This is a genomic window from Nonomuraea corallina, from assembly GCF_027620315.1.
Taxonomy (GTDB): Bacteria; Actinomycetota; Actinomycetes; order Streptosporangiales; family Streptosporangiaceae; genus Nonomuraea; species Nonomuraea corallina.
This window is the reverse complement of record NZ_JAPNNL010000030.1, coordinates 1-17,167: the sequence shown is the minus strand read 5'-3', so window position 1 is coordinate 17,167 and position 17,167 is coordinate 1. Positions and strand designations below refer to the sequence as shown.

Genomic DNA, 17,167 nt, shown 5'->3' with positions numbered 1-17,167 from the left:
CTCAGCTTCGGCGCCGGCCGAGCACTTCGTCGACGACCCGGGGCGCGTTCTCCGTGCCGACGTAGGCCGCCAACCGGACCACGAGCTCCTGGGCCTTGGCGAGTTCGGCCTCGACCCTGGCCTTACCCGACTGGCCCGCCTGCACGCCGAAGTAGGCCCCGATGATGGTGCCGACCACGCCGGCCACACCCGCGAACAGGGCGGCGGACTCCCCGGTGGCGTACACGGCCGCGCCGAACGCGACCAGGGTCGCGACGATGCCCGTGAGCACCACGAAGAAGCCGTACCGCCAGCGCGCCGCGTCGGCCTGCGCGGCGGTGAGGTCGTCCGGCGTCATCATGGCGTCGAGCGTTGGGGGTTTGTCGGTGACCACGTAGATCCCTCCTGATATTCCAGAGGAGAAATCTCCCATGAGGTCCGGGAACAAGCCAAGCGCTAAGGTGGCACCCCGTGACTGAAGTGTCCGCTCTGTCTCCCGTGCCCCGTGGATCCCGTGATGCCCTGTTGAAGTTCTACTTCGGGCCGATGGACTGCGGAAAGTCCACCCTCGCCCTGCAGATGAACTACAACCACGGCCGCCAGGGCAGGCGCGGGCTGGTGCTGACCAAGCACGACCGTTCCGGCGAGCCCCGCGTGACCAGCAGGATCGGGCTCGGCCTCGAGGCCGTCGAGGTGGTGGACTCGATGGACCTGGTGGAGCTGGTCCGCGGGCACGACCGCGTCGATTACCTGATCTGCGACGAGGCGTGCTTCTACACGGTGGAGCAGATCGAGCAGCTCGCGGATCTGGTGGACGGGCACGGCGTCGACGTGTACGCCTTCGGGCTGGCCTCGGACTTCCGCTCGGTCCTGTTCCCGGCCGCGCAACGACTGTTCGAGCTGGCCGACGAGGTGTGCCGGCTGCAGGTCGAGGTGCTGTGCTGGTGCGGGCGGCCGGGACTGCTCAACGCGCGCGTGGTCGGCGGCGAGATGGCGCGCACGGGCGAACAGGTGGTGATCGGCGACACCGACGCCTCGCCGGTGCGCTACCAGGTGCTGTGCCGCCGCCATCACCGGGCGGGGCTGCTCGGCGAGGGCACCGGCGTCTGAGACGGATCGCCGCTCAGACGGCGCACCGGCCGTCGTCACAGCCGTCGGCCGGGGCGCCGAGCCGCTGGATCGGGGTCTCGCCGACGCGGCCGGCCACCTCGTCGATCGCGGCCGTCATCGTCTCGTACGGCTGCGCGCCCGACACCGCGAACTGCTCCTCGAACAGGAACAGCGGCACTCCCGTGACGCCCAGCCGCCGGGCCCGGGCGATCTGCTCGCGGACCTCGGCGGCGCCCTCCCCCGTGTCGCGCACGCCCGCCTCGGCGGCGAGCTGGGCGAGCACCGCGGGATCGCCGACGTTCAGGCCGTCGGTGAAGTGGGCGCGGAACAGCCGCTCGGCCATCTCCTCGCCCCGGCCCTGGCCGGTGGCGACCGCGATGAGCCGGTGCGCCTCCAGCGTGTTGGCGCTGATCGCCCGGTCGAAGCGGAGGTCGAGACCGTCCCCGGCGGCCACGCCGGTCACCCTGGTGGCCATCTGCCCGGCGCCGGGGCCGAACTTGCGCTCCAGCGCCTCCAGCAGCGGCTCGCCCTCGGCGGGCGCGTCCGGGTTCAGCTGGAAGGGGCGCATGGTGACCTCGATGGAGCCGCCCCTGTCGCGGAACGCCCGCGCCGCCCGCGCGAACCGGGCGTGCCCGACATAACACCAGGGGCAGGCGACGTCAGAAAAGATCTCGACCTTCATGTCCGGGACAACCGCGCGACCGCTCCGGCCATTCCTGCGTCCCGCCTCCCCCAGCCGGTACGGGTCGTGCCGCGTCAGCCCGAGGACAGCTCCCCCCGCCGGTACGGGGTCACGCCGCGTCAGCCCGAGGACAGCTCCTCCAGCCGGTACGGGAGATAGGACGAGTCGTCCACCAGCGCGGAGGCGCCGCGCCACCAGCCGAACCACTCGCCGCTGCGCCACATCCAGTCGACCCGCTCGATCGCGGCCACCACGTCGCCGACGGTGTCCCAGCGCTCGCCCAGCTGCCCCGCGGCGGCGCCGTGGCGCAGCGCCCAGTCGCGCAGGACCCGGGCCGCCGCGGGGTCCACCCGGCGCGCGTACGGGTCGGGCTTCTCCCCCGGCAGCCGGTGCGGCCCCAGACCGGCGGCCACCCCCCAGCTCCACTGCGCCTCGGCGGGACGCGAGTAGCGCAGCGACTGGATGTCCAGGTTGGACCCGAGGGTGTCGTCGGGCCTGCGCGTCACCACCGCGTCGAGGCGGCCGCCGGCGTCGAAGTGGAGCACCAGCCGCTGCCCCGGCCGGACCCCGGGCGGCAGGTCGAAACGGTCCTCGGCCTGCCACGAGTTCAGGTCCACCGCGGCGACCGGCTCGCCCCACAGCTCGTCGGCGGCGTCGTCGCAGATCCACGCGGCCAGCATCTCCAGCGCGGTCAGGTCCGTCCACGGCTCGATCGCCACCGCCGTGCGCAGCACCTCGTCGGGCGCGGGCAGCTTGCCGCCCCTGGGCCGCGTCCACCACTGCTCGCCCAGCTCGCGGGTGCCGACCAGCAGGGCGGCGAGCGCGGCCAGCTCGGCCGAGCGACGCGTCAGCGACGCGCCCAGCGCCAGCCCGACGCAACGGTCACAACGCTCGTCGCCGATGACGGGCCGCGCGTCGGCGATCAGCGCGTCGGCGGTGGGGTGGTCCTCGCCCAGCAGGTTGCGGACAACCCGCCGGGCCTCGGTACGCGCGTCTTCAGCATGAGCCTGCCGCATACCGCCACGCTACGCCGGGAGATCCTTTTCCGCGAGAGTCTCCGGGCGCGGCCGTCACCGCCTCCACCACCGTGCCGGGGCCGTCCGAGCACGGTTGGGGGGCTACCGGCGGGCGCGGCCGAAGAGCCAGCCGATGGCGGCGCTGCCCAGGGCCACCCCGGCGCCCATCCCGAAGGCGGCCAGCATCACCCACGGCGGCGTCTCCGTACGGCGCCTGCCGGCGTCAGGGGGACGCTCGTAAGCGACCCCCGCGACGGCATCCGGCGGGGTCTCGGCCGTGGTCGCCGCGACGGCCTCCGCCCGGGTTTCCGGGGCGGTGCGGAGGTGGCGTTCGACGGCGGCGAAGAACTCGCCGGCCGTCTTCCTGGCCACCGAGCCCAGCATGCGCTGCCCCACCCCGCCGATCATCCCGCCGATCACGGCGTCGGCGTCGTAGTCGACCCTGGTCCCGCCGTCGATCTCGCTCAGCCGTACCAGGACGGTCGCGTCCACGGTCCCCGGGGCGCCCTGGCCGCGCGCCCGCAGCACGAAGCGCTCGGGCGCCGTCGGCTCGGCCAGCGCCACCTCGCCCTGGTAGACCCCTTTCAGCGAGGCCACCCCGGCGTTGACGGTCATCCGGTACGTGTCGGGCCCGCACTCCTCCAGGCGCTCGCACCCGGGGATGGTGCACACCAGGACCGACGGATCCTGCAGAGCGGCCCACACGCGGTCTCTCTCGACGCCGATCACGGCGCTGCCTGCGACTTTCACACCGTCACTCTAGAAAGGCGCGGCCCGCCGGGATAACGGCAACACCTGCCCAACGTCCGCGCGCCGCCCTGTGATCACCGTCCACCTGGGGGCTTACCCGGAAATCAGCCCGGCGGGTGACGCGGCGGGGCCGGTCGGCGCGGCATCGTTGCAGAGGCTTCGCGGAGGGCCGAGGGGGCCTGTGTGACGAAGATCGCACCACGTTGCTCTACACGCTGTAGTACTACTTTGGGTAGATGTACTACACGCCGTAGAGCTCGTCGACCCGATGAGGGGACATGGACGCACTTGATCTCGCACGGTGGCAGTTCGGGGTGACCACCGTGTACCACTTCCTGTTCGTGCCCCTGACGATCGGCCTGGGCATCTTCGTGGCCGGACTGCAGACCGCGTGGCACCGCACCGGGAAGGAGCACTACCTGCGGCTGACGAAGTTCTTCGGCAAGCTCTTTGTGATCAACTTCGCGATGGGCGTGGTCACCGGCATCGTGCAGGAGTTCCAGTTCGGCATGAACTGGTCTGAATACTCGACGTTCGTCGGTGACGTGTTCGGTGCGCCGCTGGCCATGGAGGCGTTGCTGGCGTTCTTCCTGGAGTCCACGTTCATCGGGTTGTGGATCTTCGGCTGGGACCGGCTGCCGAAACGCCTCCACCTGGCCTCGATCTGGCTGGCGGCGCTGGCCTCCAACCTGTCGGCGTACTTCATCCTGGCCGCCAACGCCTGGATGAAGCACCCGGTCGGCTACGAGGTGGTCGACGGCAAGGCCAGGATGACCGACCTGTGGGCGGTGCTGACCAACTCCACCGCGCTCGCGCAGGTGCCGCACGTGGTGTCCGCCGCGTTCGTGGTGGCGGGCGGGTTCATCCTGGCGGTGTGCGGCTACTGGCTGCTGAGGACGCGGGCGGAGATGTGGCGCGGCGCCGCCAGGGCCGCGCTGGTCATGACGGCGATCGCGGGCGCGGTCGTCGCGGGCACCGGCGATTTGTCCGCCAAGCTCATGTACGAGCAGCAGCCGATGAAGCTGGCCGCCGCCGAGGGCCTGGAGCGCGACACCGCCGGGGCCCCGTTCACGATCGCCCCCGGCATCGAGATCCCCAAGGTGCTCAGCTTCCTGTCCACCAACGACCCCGACGCCGTCGTCCAGGGCACCGAGGACCTGCAGCGCCGCTTCGAGCAGGAGTTCGGCCCCGGCGACTACCGGCCGGACCAGACGGTCGTGTTCTGGTCCTTCCGGCTCATGATCGGATTCGGCATGGCGACCGCCGGGCTGTCGGTGCTGGGACTCTGGCTGACCCGCCGGCGGCGGCCGATGCCGGCCTGGCTGTCACGGCTGTTCCTGCTGGCGTTGCCGCTGCCGCTGCTCGCGGTGACGGCGGGCTGGCTGCTGAGCGAGATCGGCCGCCAGCCGTGGACGGTCGCGGGCGAACTGCTCACGGCGGCCTCGGTCTCCCCCGGCGTGAGCCTGGCCGAGGTGGCGATCTCCCTGACGGTCTTCACGCTGCTGTACGGCGCGCTCACCGTGGCCGAGATCGTGCTGCTGGCCCGGCACGTACGCAAGGGACCCGAGGAGATCCAGCACGCTCCCGAGGCCGAGAAGCTCCAGCCGTCGCTCATGTATTGAGGTGCAGACCGTGATCGACCTGTGGTTCATCATCATCGCCTTCCTGTGGACGGGCTACTTCGTCTTGGAAGGGTTCGACTTCGGCGTGGGGCTGCTGGCGCCGTTCGTCAGCAGGAACGGCGAGGAGCAGCGGCAGAGCCTGCAGACCATCGGCCCGGTGTGGGACGGCAACGAGGTCTGGCTGATCACCGCGGTGGGCGCCATGTTCGCCGCCTTCCCCGCCTGGTACGCGGGCATGTTCAGCGGCTTCTACCTGCCGGTGCTGCTGGTGCTGGTCGGCCTGATCGTGCGCGGCGTCGGCCTGGAGTGGCGCGGCAAGGTCGACAACCCCACCTGGTGCGATTTGGGCATCGTGGTCGGCAGCGCGATGCCGGCGTTCGTGTGGGGCACCGTCTTCGCCGACCTGCTGTACGGCAGCGCGGCGGTGGCGCTGCTGGGCGGCGCGTTCTCGCTGTCGGTCTTCCTGCTGCACGGCGCGGTGTTCCTGGCGCTGAAGACCGGCGGACCGGTGCGGCGGCGGGCCAGGTCGGCGGCCCTCGGGCTGAGCGCGGTCACGCTGCCGATCGGCGTGGTGGCGCTGGCGGGCATGGGCACGATCCCGGCCCTCGCCGCGATCGCCGCGCTGGCCGCCGCGCCCGCCCTGGTGTGGCGCCGCCGCGAGGGCTGGGCCTTCGTGGCCATGGCGGGCACGATCGTGCTGGTCTCGGTGTCGATCTTCGCCGAGCTGCGGACGGCCCCGCTGCCGGGGCTGACGCTGGCCGAGGCGGCCTCCGGCCCGTACACGCTGACGATGCTCAGCTGGATCGGCCTGATCGCGCTCCCGTTCGTGCTCGGCTACCAGGGCTGGACGTACTGGGTCTTCAGGAAGCGGGTCCGCCCGGTCGCGGCCGCTCAGTAGCCGGCTCCGGCTTCGTTGCCCGGGGCCGGGGTCTCGCTGACGCGGTGGTCGGTCAGGTGGAGGTCGCCGTCGAGCGGCACCTGCAGGGCCTCCAGCACCTCCAGGTCGCCGAGCACGGTCCACTTGGGCCCGACGAGGTGCGGCTTGTACTCGGGGGCCTGGTCCATCCAGTCGTTCTTGCCGCCCTCCGTGGCGAAGGTGCTGACGAAGAACTCGCCGTCGTCCGTCTTGCAGTAGCCGGTGCGGATGTCGGTGGCGTCGACCTGGATGCGGGGGGCGCAGCCGACCTTGTCGGCGAGCTGCTCCACGGTGAGGGGCTGCGCCTGTGCCTGTTGCCGGCCCGCGGCGACGTAGCCGCCGTCCCCTCCGCCGGGGGTGCACGCGACGAGGAGCCCGGCCAGCAGCGTGTAGGCGGCCAGACGTGGATAAGTCGTCATGTGCGAAGGTACGCAGCGGTCGCGGCGCGGGTTCACCCGGCTCAGCGGAGAATGACGCAGCCGCGTGCGGCCAGGTCGCGCAGGGCGGGCGGGTCGCCGTCGAGCTTGTTCCAGCGCAGGTCGAGCTTGTCCAGGGCGGGCGGCAGCGCGGGCAGCCGGCGCAGCCGGTTGTTGCGCAGGTCGAGATGGCGGAGCCGGGTCAGCCCCGGCAGGGCGGGCAGTTCCGTCAGCAGGTTGTCGCGCAGGTCGAGGACGCGCAGCTCGGTCAGCCCGGCGACGGACGGGGGCAGGGCCGTCAGCCGGTTGCCCCTCAGGTGCAGCTCGCGCAGGCGGCTCAGGCCGCCGATGCTCGGGGGGATCGATTCCAGCCGGTTGCCGTAAAGCCTGAGCTCGACCAGGGACGCCATCCGGCCCAGCGTCTCGGGGAGCGCACGCAGCCGGTTGTCGGTGAGGCCGAGGTAGGCGAGGCGGTCCAGGCGCCCGAGGGCGGCGGGCACCTCGGTGAGCAGGTTGTCGCTCGCGTACAGGTAGTCGGTGAGCGGCAGGTCGCCGAGCCGCGCCGGGAGGGAGGTGAGCCGGTTGTGGCCGACGTCGAGCATGCGCAGCGAGGTGAGACCGGCGACGGCGGGAGGCAGCTCGGTGAGCGCGTTCTCGGCGACGTTGAGCGTCTCCAGCCGGGTCAGCCGCCACAGCGCCGCGGGCAGCTCGGTGAGCCGGTTGCGGCCCACGGACAGGTGACGCAGCCGGTCGCCGAGGCGCTCGGGCAGCCGCTCGACGGCGTTGCCGTACAGGGAGAGGGTCTCCAGGCCGGGCGGCAGGCGCGGGACCTCGGTGAGCAGGTTGCCGTCGGCGTGCAGGGCGCGCAGGGCGGGCAGGCGCGACAGGTCCGGCAGGGCGCGCAGGCGGTTGCCGTCGAGGCGCAGTTCCTCCAGCGCGGGCAGCTCCCCGGCCCAGGCGGGCAGCTCGGTGAGCCCGTTCCAGGCCAGGTCCACGAGCCGGACCGCGGCGTCGCGGGCATCGCGGGGGTCGCGGGGGTCGCGGAGGTCGCCGTGCTCGGCCGTCGGCATGGCGCCGATCATGCCATGCCGGGCCCGTCAGGGGTCGCGGGGGTCGCCGGGCCGGGCCGGGCCGGGCCGGTCAGCCGCGCAGGTCGAACAGCTCCGACGGGGAGATCGGCATGCGGTCGATCTCGATGCCCTCCGCGTCCTCGATCGCCGAGGCGATCACCGCCGACACCGGGATGACGCCCGCCTCCCCCGCGCCCTTGATGCCCAGCGGGTTCAGCGGCGACGGGGTCTCCAGGTGGCCCGTCTCGATGTGCGGGATCTCGGTCGCGTACGGCATGAGGAAGTCCATGAACGAGGCGTTGACGAGCTGCCCGTGCGGGTCGTACACCATCCGCTCGTACAGGGCGCCGCCGACGCCCTGCGCCACTCCGCCGTGGATCTGCCCCTCGACGATCATCGGGTTGATCAGCCGCCCGCAGTCGTGCACGACCGCGTACCGGACCACCTTGATCTCGGCCGTGAGCGGGTCGGTCTCCACGACGGCCGCGTGCATGCCGGCGGCGAAGGTGGAGCGGATCGGCGAGTAGTAGTCGCGGCCCTCCAGCCCCGGCTCGTCGCCTTCGGCGACCGGGGGCCGGTCGGGCGAGGAGGCGCCGGCGAACTGGGTGGCCTTGGCCGCCTCGTCGTCGAAGGCGTACCGCAGCGGGTTGGACAGCACCGCCACCGTGGAGAGCGGGACGGCCGCCGTCGGGTCGCCGACCACGTGCACCACGCCGTCGGTGATCTCCAGGTCGGCGGGGTTGGCCTCCAGCGCGTCGGCGGCGATGCGCAGCGCCTTCTCGCGCACCTTGCGGCAGGCGAGCGCGATCGCGTTGCCGCTCATGACCGCGGCCCGGGAGGCGAACGTGCCGACCGCGTACCCGAACCTGCGGGTGTCGCCGGTGACCACGGACACCCGCTCGATCGGCACGCCCAGCTCGGTGGCGGCGATCTGGGCGAACACGGTCTGGTGGCCCTGGCCCTGCGAGGTGAGGCCGGTGGAGACGTGCACCCGCCCGTCGGAGGTGACCTGCACGTGCCCGCCCTCGTACGGGCCGACGCCGGTGCCCTCGACGTAGCAGCCGACGCCGATGCCCCGGTTCGGGGCGGGCTCGAAGTCGTCCCAGCCGATCAGTTCCTTGAGCAGGCGGAGCATCTCGGGGTAGTTCCCGCTGTCGTAGATGAGCGGCCGGCCGTCCTGGAAGGTCATGCGCTGGTCGTACGGGAACTCGTCGGGCTGGATGAAGTTGGCGGCGCGCACGTCGGTGCGGTCCTTGCCCAGGTAGCGGGCGATCTTGTCCATCGTCCGCTCCATGCAGAACACGCCCTGCGGGCGGCCCGCGCCCCGGTACGGGGTGACCTGGACCGTGTTGGTGTAGACGGAGGAGAACTCGACCCGGTACGCGCCGAGCTTGTACGGCCCCAGCAGCTGGGTCGAGGTGACGATCGGCACGATGATCCCGTACGGGGTGTAGGCGCCGTGGTCGTGCAGGATGCGCACGTCCAGGCCGAGCACCCGGCCCTCGTCGTCGAACCCGACCCGCACGTGCTGCACCTGGCCGCGCTCGTGCGCGGAGGAGACGAAGTGCTCGCGCCGGTCCTCGGTCCACTTGATCTCGCGGCCGAGCAGCATGGCGGCCCACGGCACCAGGATCTCCTCCGGCCACGGGTGCACGATCTTGACCCCGAAGCCGCCGCCCACGTCGGGCGCGATCACCTCGACGTTGGTCAGCGGCAGGCCGAGCGCGGCGGCGACGGCCATCCGGACGCTGGTGGAGGTCTGGGTGCTGGAGTAGACGCGCAGGTCGGAGCCGTCCCAGCGGGCGTACACGCCGCGGCCTTCGAGCGGGGTGGCGGCGCTGCGCTCGATGTCGAGCCGGAACGACAGCGTGTGCGGGGCCGAGTCGATCAGCTCCTCGGCGCCCAGCCCGGCCGCCGAGGGCACCTCCTGCACCAGGCGGGCGCCGATGTTGCCGGGCACGTCCTCGTGCACGAGGTGGCCGCCCTGCACGGCGTCCTCGACGCCGACGACCGGCTTGAGCGGCTCGTAGTCGACCTCGATCAGGGCGCAGGCGTCCTCGGCGAGGTAGCGGTCGGCGGCCACGACCATGACGACCGGCTCGCCGACGTGCCGCACCACCTCCTTGGCCAGCGGGTGGGCGGTGCGGCCGTGGGTGAGCGCCGGATGCGGGATGAGCAGCGGCAGCGGCCGGCCGACCCGCTCGGGCAGGTCCTCCCAGGTGTAGATCGCGATCAGGCCGTCGACGTCGAGCGCGGCGGTGACGTCGATGTCGCGGACGCGGGCGTGCGCGTGCGGGGAGCGGACGAACGCGGCGGCCGCCGCGCCGGAGCCCAGGTCGTCGAGGTAGCGGCCCTGCCCGGTGAGCAGCCGGGGGTCCTCGCGGCGCCGCACCGGCTCCCCGAACAGCCTGGTGGTCATGACTCCTCCGCCTTCAGCTCGGCGGCGCGGCGCACGGCCTTGACGATGTTCTGGTAGCCGGTGCACCGGCACAGGTTGCCGGAGATGCCCTCCAGCACCTCCTCGTCGGTCGGCTCGGGGTTCTCCTCCAGCAGCGCGGTGACCGTGCAGAGGAAGCCCGGCGTGCAGAACCCGCACTGCAGGGCGTGGCAGTCGGCGAAGGCCCGCTGTACGGGGGACATCCCGTCCGGCCCGGCCAGCCCCTCCACGGTGGTGATCTCGTGGCCGTCGGCGGTGGCGGCCAGCATCAGGCAGGAGCGCACCGGCCGGCCGTCGAGCAGCACCGTGCAGCAGCCGCACACGCCGTGCTCGCAGCCGACGTGGGTGCCGGTCAGGCCGAGGTCGTGGCGCAGGCAGTCGGACAGCAGCCGCCTGCCCGGCACCCGCACGCGGTGCGCGGCGCCGTTCACGGTGAGGGTGATCTCGTGTTCCCGGCTCATCCCGCCGCCTCCCTGGCCGCGTCCTTGAGTGCCTGCTCGGCCAGCACCCCGACCAGGTGGAGCCGGTAGGCGGCCGAGGCGTGCACGTCGCCGTCAGGCTCGGCGCGCTCGCGCACGGCCGCGGCGACCCGCGGCCAGGCGACGGTCGCGGCGGGCCGGCGCTCGCACGCCTCGGTCACGTCGACCACCGCCGGCACCGGGCCGACGCCGACGCAGCCGACCCTGGCGGCGCTGATGTGCAGGTCCTCGTCCAGCGTCACCACCGCGCACACCCCGGCCAGCGCGTAGTCGCCGTGCCGCCTGGCCACCTCGCGGAACGCGGTGCCGGTGCGCGGCGGCAGCGCGGGGAAGAACGCGGAGACGGCCAGTTCGCCGGGCTCGGCCGCGGAATCCATCGGGCCGGTGAAGAACGCGCCCGCGGGCACGTCCCTGGTCACCACCCCGTCAGCCGGGCCGTCCGCGCGGCGGGCCAGCCGCACCGAGCCGTCGAGCACGGCGAGCACGGCGGGCAGCTCGGCGGACGGGTCGGCGTGCACGAGGCTGCCCACGACGGTGCCCCGGTTGCGGATCACCGGGTGGGCCACCAGCCGGAGCGCCTGGACCATGAGCGGGTGCGGAGCGGCCCGTTCCACCTCGGCGTGGCGGGCCAGCGCGCCCACGGTGACCCCGCCGGGACCCGCGTCGATCGAGCTCAGCTCGCCGAGCCGGTTGATGTCGACCAGGTGGTCAGGGGCGGCGATCCGCATGTTGAGCATCGGGATGAGACTCTGGCCGCCGGCGAGCACCTTGCCGCCCGCCCCCGCACCGGCCAGGATGTCCAGCGCCTCGCCGAGGTCGCGGGGGGCGTGGTACTCGAACGGCGGCGGCTTCACCCGGCCTCGATCCTGACGGGTTCGGGGGTGCGGCGGGCGATGACCCGTAGCAGGTGCCAGCCGCCCACCACCACGATGGTGCCGAGCGCGATGCCCTCAAGCCTGAAGTCGCCGCTGATCAACTGCTTCACCGGTCCGATGGCCAGGATGATGCCCGCGCCGATCGGAACCATGTTGACCGGATCGGCGAAGTCCACCCTGTTCTCGATCCAGATCTTGGCGCCGAGCAGGCCGATCATCCCGTACAGGATGACCGTGATGCCGCCCAGCACGCCGGACGGCGTGGCCGAGACCAGCGCGCCGAACTTCGGCATCAGGCCGAACCCGATCGCGATGACGCCGGCGATGTAGTAGGCGGCGGTCGAGTAGACCTTGGTGGCGGCCATGACGCCGATGTTCTCGGCGTAGGTGGTGGTCGGCGAGCCGCCGACCGAGGTGGCGACCACGGTGGCGACGCCGTCGGCGGCGATCGCCCGGCCCATGTACGGGTCGAGGTCCGTCTTGGTCATCTCGCCGACGGCCTTGACGTGGCCGATGTTCTCCGCGACGAGCGCGATCACGGCGGGCAGGACCAGCAGTACGGCCGAGGTCTCGAAGCTGGGCCAGGTGGCGGGCGGCAGCCCGAACCAGTCGGCCTCGGCCACCCCGCTGAGGTCCACTCTGAAGTGCGCGGCGACCTGCACGGCGCCGTCGTCGTAGGCGGGCACCATGCCGAAGAGCCGGTCGGCGGCCCAGGAGAGCACGTAGCCGGCGACGAGCCCGACGAGGATGGCGATGCGGCCGACGAAGCCCTTGAAGGCCACCACGACGACGAACGTGATCAGCATGGTGATCAGCGCCATCCACTGGTCCTGCGGCCAGTAGACGTCCGCGACCACGTACGCCAGCCCGAACCCGATGAGCATGACGACCGCGCCGGTGACCGGCGGCGGGAAGATCTTGTTGATGATCTGGACGCCGAGGAAGTGGACCGCGAGGCCGATCAGCGCCAGCACGAACCCGGCCACCAGGATCGCGCCCACCACGACGGAGCTGGCCTCGGGCGAGTCGCCGCCGAACAGCGCGCGGATCGCCAGCACGCCGCCCACGAAGGAGGCGCTCGTGCCCAGGTAGCTGGGCACCTTCCCCTTGACGATCAGCAGGAACAGGATCGTCGCGACCCCGGACATCATGATCGCCATGTTCGGGCTGAGCCCCATCACGATGGGGAAGACGAAGGTCGCGCCGAACATCGCCACGACGTGCTGGGCGCCGAACCCCACCATGCGCGGCCAGCTCAGCCGTTCGTCCGGCCTCACCACCTCGCCGGGAGCCAGATGCTTGCCGTCGCCGTGCTTGGTCCACCCGAATGCCATGTGAACCCCTTTTCCACCGGGCCGCCTGCTTGGCGGGCACATTAGGCCAGCAGGCGTGCTGGTACACGGGCATGATCTGCCAAATCTGGCCGGTTGACCAGTGGTCCGGTCGCGCACATCCGCCGACGGGCCCAAGTGATCGTCTCGGTGCCCAGGCCGGGGTCAGTGGACGCGGATCGCGAAGCCGTCGCCGGTGACGACCTGGCCGGCGCGGATCTTGGCCGTCTTGCGGAGCTCCACCTCGCCGTCCACCTCCACCATGCCTTCGGCGATGAGCATCTTGGCCATGCCGCCCGTCTCGGTGACGCCGCAGTATTTGAGCAGGTCGCACAGCGGGATGTAGTCGGAGCGCAGTTCGAAGTCCACGCCTGCCAAGCCTAGATGCCGCGCATGCGCAGGACGTGCAGGGCCAGGGTCAGGTTGAGGCGCAGGTGCGGGTCGTCGGTGAAGTTGCCCAGCAGCCGTTCCAGCTTCCCGATGCGGTAGCGCAGGGTGTTGTAGTGGAAGTGCAGCCGGCGCGCGGTCTCGGCGACGTTGAGGTTCGTCTCCAGCAGGACCTGGAGGGTGCGGCGCAGGTCGGCGTTCTCGGCGTCGTCGTCGGAGGCGAGCGGGCCGAGCGTCTCGCGGACGAACGCGTGCAGCTCGTCGGTGTCGTTGACCAGCGACAGCAGCCGGTAGACGCCGAGCTGGTCGAAGTGCGCCACCGCGCCGGGGCCGTGCAGCTGCCGGCCGACGCGGGCCGCCTTGAGCGCCTGGGAGTAGGCCTCGGGTAGCGTGTCGGGGCCCCGGCTGGGCCGGGAGGTCCCGGTGGAGAACGTCACCGGCGGCGAGTCGGCGAAGGCGGAGGCGGCGTCCCTGGCGACGCGGGCGGCGTCCACCGACGCGTCCACCACGGCCACCACCTCGTGGGAGAAGCCGGCCACGGCGCCGCGCGGGTCGTGCCGCCGCATCGCCGCCGTCCAGGACGTCACCAGCCGGTCCTGGGCGGTGCGCTCGTCGCCGTCCGGGTCCAGCTCGGCCACCAGCACCGTCACGGGCCGCTCCAGGTCCCAGCCGAACGCCCGCCCCCTGGCCGCCACCCGCTCGATGGAGCCGGCCCTGCCGGTGAGCACGTCGCGCAGGAAGTCGGCGCGGTACTTGCTCTCGACCGCGTGCACCGCCTCCTGCCGGGTGACGGCGAGCGCGGCCACGGTGGCGGCCCGTTCCAGGATGCCGACGTCGCTGTCACAGATGGACCCGGCCGGGCTGTAGGCGACGATGCGGCCGTGGTGGTGCCCGCCCGCGATCACCGGCACCGACGCCGAGACGCGCGGGCCGGACGCCGGCGCCCCGGACGGGGCGGAGGAGCCCTCACGGCCGACGATCTCGCGCAGCGCCGCCTCGTGCGGCCCGGCCGAGGCCAGCACCCGGCCGCGGCCGTCGACGGCGGCCACCGAGACGTCCAGCAGCGCCGCCACCTCGGCGGTGACCTCGTCCAGCCCGCCGCCGGCCAGCACGACCTGCACGAGCGCCCGGTGCGCCTCCTCGGCGCGGACGAGCACGGCCGCCTGGCGGTTGAGGATGTCGGTGAGCACCTGGTTGAGGATGTCGTCGAAGCCGACGTCGTTCGGCAGCAGGATGAGCGGGAAGCCGAGCCGGTCCGCCTGTTCGACCATCTCCGGCGGCAGCTCGTCCACGTACCGCCCGAGCTTGATGGCCAGCGCCGCCAGCCCCCGGTCGTCCAGGTCGGTCACCAGGCGGCCGAGCGACTGCGGCGTGTTGCGCAGCGGATAGCCGGTGGTCAGCAGCAGCTCGTGCGGCTTCACCCAGGCCAGGATGTCGGGCACCTCCATGACGTTGAGGCGCTGCACGACGCGGCCCAGCCCGCTCTCCCCCGCGAGCAGCCGGGCGTCCGCGAGAGTCGACACGCCCAGCAGCTCTCCGACGGAGACGCCGTGGATGATCGTTCCGGTGCTGGCAAGACGAACCGGGGGCTCCATGGACAGATTCTCTACCGACATACCGTCTGTCAGGAAGAGCCAGTCTTCCCGCTGACTGTTGGCAAATTTCTCCGTACGGGGGGTTGCCGGGACCGTTCTACGGTCAGGTCCAAGGTCGATGGGGAGGTCCGGTGACGGTCGGCACTCACGCGAGGCGGGTACGCACACACGTCACGGGCGCCGCGAGCGCCGCGGTGCGCCCGGTCCTGGAGTCCCCGAGGCGGCCCGCCCGGGTGCTCGCCGTGTTCCCCGTGGGCGTCTACCTGGAGATCAGGACCGAGCTGGAGCCGTCGGTGATCGCCGTGGTGACCGGGGCCGCCACCCGGCTGCCGAACGCGGTGCTGCTCACCGGAGCCCTGCCGCGGGTCACGATGGGCGACGAGGCGTTCGTGGGGGACGGCTCGGTCGACCTGGGCGGGCTGAGCCTGCGCGCCCGGCGCTGGTGGGATCCGGCGCCGCCGCTGGGCGAGGTGGACCCGGCGGCCCTGCCTCCCCCGTCTGCGCTGGCCGGGCGCGGCACGCCCGGCCTGGCCGGCAACGACGCGGTCGAGCTGCTGGCGGCGAGCTGCGCCTCCGGATGGCTGCTCGGCGCGGTGACCGCGGCCGAGCGGCTGGTCGGCCTCGGCCCCGGGCTCACGCCGAGCGGCGACGACGTGCTGGCCGGGCTGCTGGTGACGCTGCGCCACCTGGGCCGGGCGACCGGCACCGCGCGGGCGCTCGACCTGGCCGGGTGGCTGGCGGCGACCGTCACGTTCGACGCGCGCACCCGTACCACGCCGATCTCCGCGACGCTGCTGCACTGCGCGGCGCGCGGCGAGTCCTGCCCTGAGGTGATCGCGGCGCTGCGCGGGCTGGCCGGCCGGCAGCCGCTGGAGCCGGCGCTGCGCCGCCTGTGCGGGCTCGGCCACACCTCCGGCGCCGACCTGGCGCAGGGCGTCGCCATCGGGCTGGAGACCGTACGGGCGCTGAGCGGGCCGGCCGCCCGGGGAGGACGGGGATGAGCGACGCGGTCTTCCTGCGCAAGGGCGTCTACCACGACTCCGTCGCGCTGATGCGGGTGAGCAGGGCGCTGTCCGGGCTGCCGGGGACGGAGGTGGCCGTCGTCGCCATGGCCACCGAGCTGAACCTGGAGCTGGCCCGTGACCTGGGCTTCGCGCTGCCCGCCGCGGACCCCGGCGACCTGCTCGTCGCGCTGCGCGGGCCGGACACCACGACGGCCGAACAGGAGCTGGACCGCCACCTGGCGGCCCTGTCCTCGGCCGGCCCCGGGCCGGACGGCGAACAGCCGCCGCTCACCACCCGCTCCGCCGCCCGGCGCGGCGCAGACCTGGCGCTGGTGTCGGTGCCCGGCGAGCACGCCTTCGCCGAGGTGATGGACGCGATCGAGGCGGGGCTGCCCGTCATGGTGTTCAGCGACGGCGTGCCGGTCGAGCGGGAGCGGCTGCTGAAGGAGCGCGCGGACGAACGCGGCGTGCTCGTCATGGGCCCCGACTGCGGCACGGCCGTGGTCGGCGGCGTGGGGCTGGGGTTCGCCAACGTGCTGCGGCCGGGGCCCGTCGGGCTGGTGGCCGCGTCGGGGACCGGCGCCCAGCAGGTCGGCTGCCTGCTGGACCTGGCCGGGGCCGGCGTCAGCCACGTGCTCGGCGTCGGCGGCAGGGACCTGTCGGCGGAGGTGGGCGGCCGGTCGACGGTGCGGGCGCTGCGCATGCTGGACGAGGACCCGGCGACCGAGCTGATCGTGCTGGTCTCCAAACCCCCGGACCCGGGAGTCGCCGAGCGGGTGCGGCAGGTCGTGGCGTCGCTGCGCACGCCGGTGGTGGAGGCGCTGCTCGGCTCCGGCGCCGACCTCACGACCGCCGCGGAGGCGGCGCTGCGCGCGCTCGGCCGCCCGGTGCCCGCCTGGCCCTGCTGGGACGGCTCCGGCGGGACGCCGTCGGACACCCGGCACCCCAGGACCCCCGGCGACACCGCGGGCGGCGACCCTGCCCGGCCCACCGTCCGGACGGCCGGGGGCGGGCCGCTGGTCGGCGTGTACTCGGGCGGGACCCTGTGCGCCGAGGCCGCGCTGATCGCCGGGACCGGCGAGTTCACCGACTACGGCGACGACGCCTACACCCGCGGGCGCGCCCACCCGATGATCGACCCCACCCTCCGCCTGGAGGCCCTGCGCCGGGTCCCGAAGGACGCCGTGGTGCTCATGGACGTGGTGCTCGGCCACGCCGCCGACCCCGACCCCGCCGCCACGCTCGCGCCCGCGCTCGCCGCCCTGCCCGCCGCCGCCGTGGTCGTCGCGCTGATCGGCACCGAGGCCGACCCGCAGGACCTGCGCCGGCAGGCCGCGGCCTTCCGCGACGCCGGAGCCACCGTGTTCGCCTCCAACGCGCAAGCCGCCCGCCACGCCGCCCGACGTGCCGCGGCGATCCACTCAGCGTCGATCCACTCAGCGTCGATCCATCCCGGGGACCTGCCATGACCCTGCTCGACGGCCCGCCCCGCGTCATC

At 73.1% G+C, this 17,167-nt stretch carries 17 protein-coding genes; 5 read left to right on the top strand and 12 right to left on the bottom strand.

The window, feature by feature from the left end:
* Window position 1: 1 nt before the first annotated feature.
* Window positions 2-373, bottom strand: a complete 372-nt coding sequence (locus OUY22_RS10695; protein ID WP_270154692.1) for a hypothetical protein — start codon at window positions 371-373, stop codon at window positions 2-4.
* A gap of 131 nt (window positions 374-504) precedes the next feature.
* Here OUY22_RS10695 and OUY22_RS10690 point away from each other — a divergent pair, with 131 nt between their 5' ends.
* On the top strand, window positions 505-1,089 hold the full coding sequence (locus tag OUY22_RS10690) for a thymidine kinase (protein ID WP_270154691.1): 585 nt from the start codon (window positions 505-507) through the stop codon (window positions 1,087-1,089).
* Window positions 1,090-1,102: 13 nt separating this feature from the next.
* Here the strand turns inward: OUY22_RS10690 and OUY22_RS10685 are convergent, their stop codons facing one another.
* From OUY22_RS10685 to OUY22_RS10675, 3 genes are all read right to left on the bottom strand, one after another.
* Window positions 1,103-1,771 (bottom strand): DsbA family oxidoreductase, encoded by a 669-nt coding sequence (locus OUY22_RS10685; protein ID WP_270154690.1) that lies wholly within the window; start codon window positions 1,769-1,771, stop codon window positions 1,103-1,105.
* Between the two features lie 119 nt (window positions 1,772-1,890).
* Window positions 1,891-2,787, bottom strand: coding sequence for a hypothetical protein (locus tag OUY22_RS10680; protein ID WP_270154689.1), 897 nt, complete (start codon window positions 2,785-2,787; stop codon window positions 1,891-1,893).
* Between the two features lie 102 nt (window positions 2,788-2,889).
* Complete coding sequence (locus OUY22_RS10675) at window positions 2,890-3,537, bottom strand: SRPBCC family protein (protein ID WP_270154688.1); 648 nt, start codon at window positions 3,535-3,537, stop codon at window positions 2,890-2,892.
* 278 nt (window positions 3,538-3,815) lie between these two features.
* Here OUY22_RS10675 and OUY22_RS10670 point away from each other — a divergent pair, with 278 nt between their 5' ends.
* Window positions 3,816-5,159, top strand: coding sequence for a cytochrome ubiquinol oxidase subunit I (locus OUY22_RS10670; RefSeq protein WP_270154687.1), 1,344 nt, complete (start codon window positions 3,816-3,818; stop codon window positions 5,157-5,159).
* Window positions 5,160-5,169: 10 nt separating this feature from the next.
* Complete coding sequence (cydB, locus tag OUY22_RS10665) at window positions 5,170-6,057, top strand: cytochrome d ubiquinol oxidase subunit II (RefSeq protein ID WP_270154686.1); 888 nt, start codon at window positions 5,170-5,172, stop codon at window positions 6,055-6,057.
* Here cydB and OUY22_RS10660 read toward each other — a convergent pair.
* From OUY22_RS10660 to OUY22_RS10625, 8 genes are all read right to left on the bottom strand, one after another.
* Entirely contained in the window at window positions 6,051-6,494 is a 444-nt protein-coding gene (locus OUY22_RS10660; protein ID WP_270154685.1) for a hypothetical protein, read from the bottom strand. The genes cydB and OUY22_RS10660 overlap by 7 nt on opposite strands.
* Before the next feature lie 41 nt (window positions 6,495-6,535).
* Complete coding sequence (locus OUY22_RS10655) at window positions 6,536-7,561, bottom strand: leucine-rich repeat domain-containing protein (protein ID WP_270154684.1); 1,026 nt, start codon at window positions 7,559-7,561, stop codon at window positions 6,536-6,538.
* Between the two features lie 70 nt (window positions 7,562-7,631).
* Window positions 7,632-9,980, bottom strand: a complete 2,349-nt coding sequence (gene cutA, locus OUY22_RS10650; protein ID WP_270154683.1) for an aerobic carbon-monoxide dehydrogenase large subunit — start codon at window positions 9,978-9,980, stop codon at window positions 7,632-7,634.
* The gene (locus OUY22_RS10645) at window positions 9,977-10,459 is read right to left on the bottom strand and encodes a (2Fe-2S)-binding protein (RefSeq protein ID WP_270154682.1); all 483 of its coding nucleotides are present in this window, start codon (window positions 10,457-10,459) and stop codon (window positions 9,977-9,979) included. The genes cutA and OUY22_RS10645 overlap by 4 nt, the downstream gene beginning before the upstream one ends.
* The gene (locus OUY22_RS10640; RefSeq protein ID WP_270154681.1) at window positions 10,456-11,331 is read right to left on the bottom strand and encodes an FAD binding domain-containing protein; all 876 of its coding nucleotides are present in this window, start codon (window positions 11,329-11,331) and stop codon (window positions 10,456-10,458) included. Before OUY22_RS10640 ends, OUY22_RS10645 begins: the two co-directional genes overlap by 4 nt.
* Complete coding sequence (locus tag OUY22_RS10635) at window positions 11,328-12,686, bottom strand: uracil-xanthine permease family protein (protein ID WP_270154680.1); 1,359 nt, start codon at window positions 12,684-12,686, stop codon at window positions 11,328-11,330. Before OUY22_RS10635 ends, OUY22_RS10640 begins: the two co-directional genes overlap by 4 nt.
* A 162-nt stretch (window positions 12,687-12,848) precedes the next feature.
* Complete coding sequence (locus OUY22_RS10630; protein ID WP_270154679.1) at window positions 12,849-13,052, bottom strand: RNA-binding S4 domain-containing protein; 204 nt, start codon at window positions 13,050-13,052, stop codon at window positions 12,849-12,851.
* An 11-nt stretch (window positions 13,053-13,063) separates the two neighbouring features.
* Window positions 13,064-14,665: a PucR family transcriptional regulator gene (locus OUY22_RS10625; RefSeq protein WP_270154678.1), complete on the bottom strand. Its 1,602-nt coding sequence runs from the start codon at window positions 14,663-14,665 to the stop codon at window positions 13,064-13,066.
* A 131-nt stretch (window positions 14,666-14,796) separates the two neighbouring features.
* On the opposite strand from OUY22_RS10625, the gene OUY22_RS10620 reads away from it, so the two are divergent.
* Together OUY22_RS10620 and OUY22_RS10615 are read left to right on the top strand one after the other, a co-directional pair.
* Window positions 14,797-15,666, top strand: coding sequence for a DUF2877 domain-containing protein (locus OUY22_RS10620; protein ID WP_270154677.1), 870 nt, complete (start codon window positions 14,797-14,799; stop codon window positions 15,664-15,666).
* Window positions 15,663-17,138 carry an FdrA family protein gene (locus OUY22_RS10615; RefSeq protein ID WP_270154676.1) on the top strand — a complete coding sequence of 492 codons (1,476 nt, stop codon included), beginning with the start codon at window positions 15,663-15,665 and terminating at the stop codon, window positions 17,136-17,138. Before OUY22_RS10620 ends, OUY22_RS10615 begins: the two co-directional genes overlap by 4 nt.
* Window positions 17,139-17,167 lie beyond the last annotated feature (29 nt).

Bases quoted from the DNA above. Each gene is read 5' to 3' on its own strand.
- OUY22_RS10685 (WP_270154690.1), bottom strand. From the start codon at position 1,771: ATGAAGGTCGAGATCTTTTCTGACGTCGCCTGCCCCTGGTGTTATGTC.
- OUY22_RS10680 (WP_270154689.1), bottom strand. From the start codon at position 2,787: ATGCGGCAGGCTCATGCTGAAGACGCGCGTACCGAGGCCCGGCGGGTT.
- OUY22_RS10670 (WP_270154687.1), top strand. From the start codon at position 3,816: ATGGACGCACTTGATCTCGCACGGTGGCAGTTCGGGGTGACCACCGTG.
- OUY22_RS10660 (WP_270154685.1), bottom strand. From the start codon at position 6,494: ATGACGACTTATCCACGTCTGGCCGCCTACACGCTGCTGGCCGGGCTC.
- OUY22_RS10655 (WP_270154684.1), bottom strand. From the start codon at position 7,561: ATGCCGACGGCCGAGCACGGCGACCTCCGCGACCCCCGCGACCCCCGC.
- cutA (WP_270154683.1), bottom strand. From the start codon at position 9,980: ATGACCACCAGGCTGTTCGGGGAGCCGGTGCGGCGCCGCGAGGACCCC.
- OUY22_RS10645 (WP_270154682.1), bottom strand. From the start codon at position 10,459: ATGAGCCGGGAACACGAGATCACCCTCACCGTGAACGGCGCCGCGCAC.
- OUY22_RS10635 (WP_270154680.1), bottom strand. From the start codon at position 12,686: ATGGCATTCGGGTGGACCAAGCACGGCGACGGCAAGCATCTGGCTCCC.
- OUY22_RS10625 (WP_270154678.1), bottom strand. From the start codon at position 14,665: ATGGAGCCCCCGGTTCGTCTTGCCAGCACCGGAACGATCATCCACGGC.
- OUY22_RS10615 (WP_270154676.1), top strand. From the start codon at position 15,663: ATGAGCGACGCGGTCTTCCTGCGCAAGGGCGTCTACCACGACTCCGTC.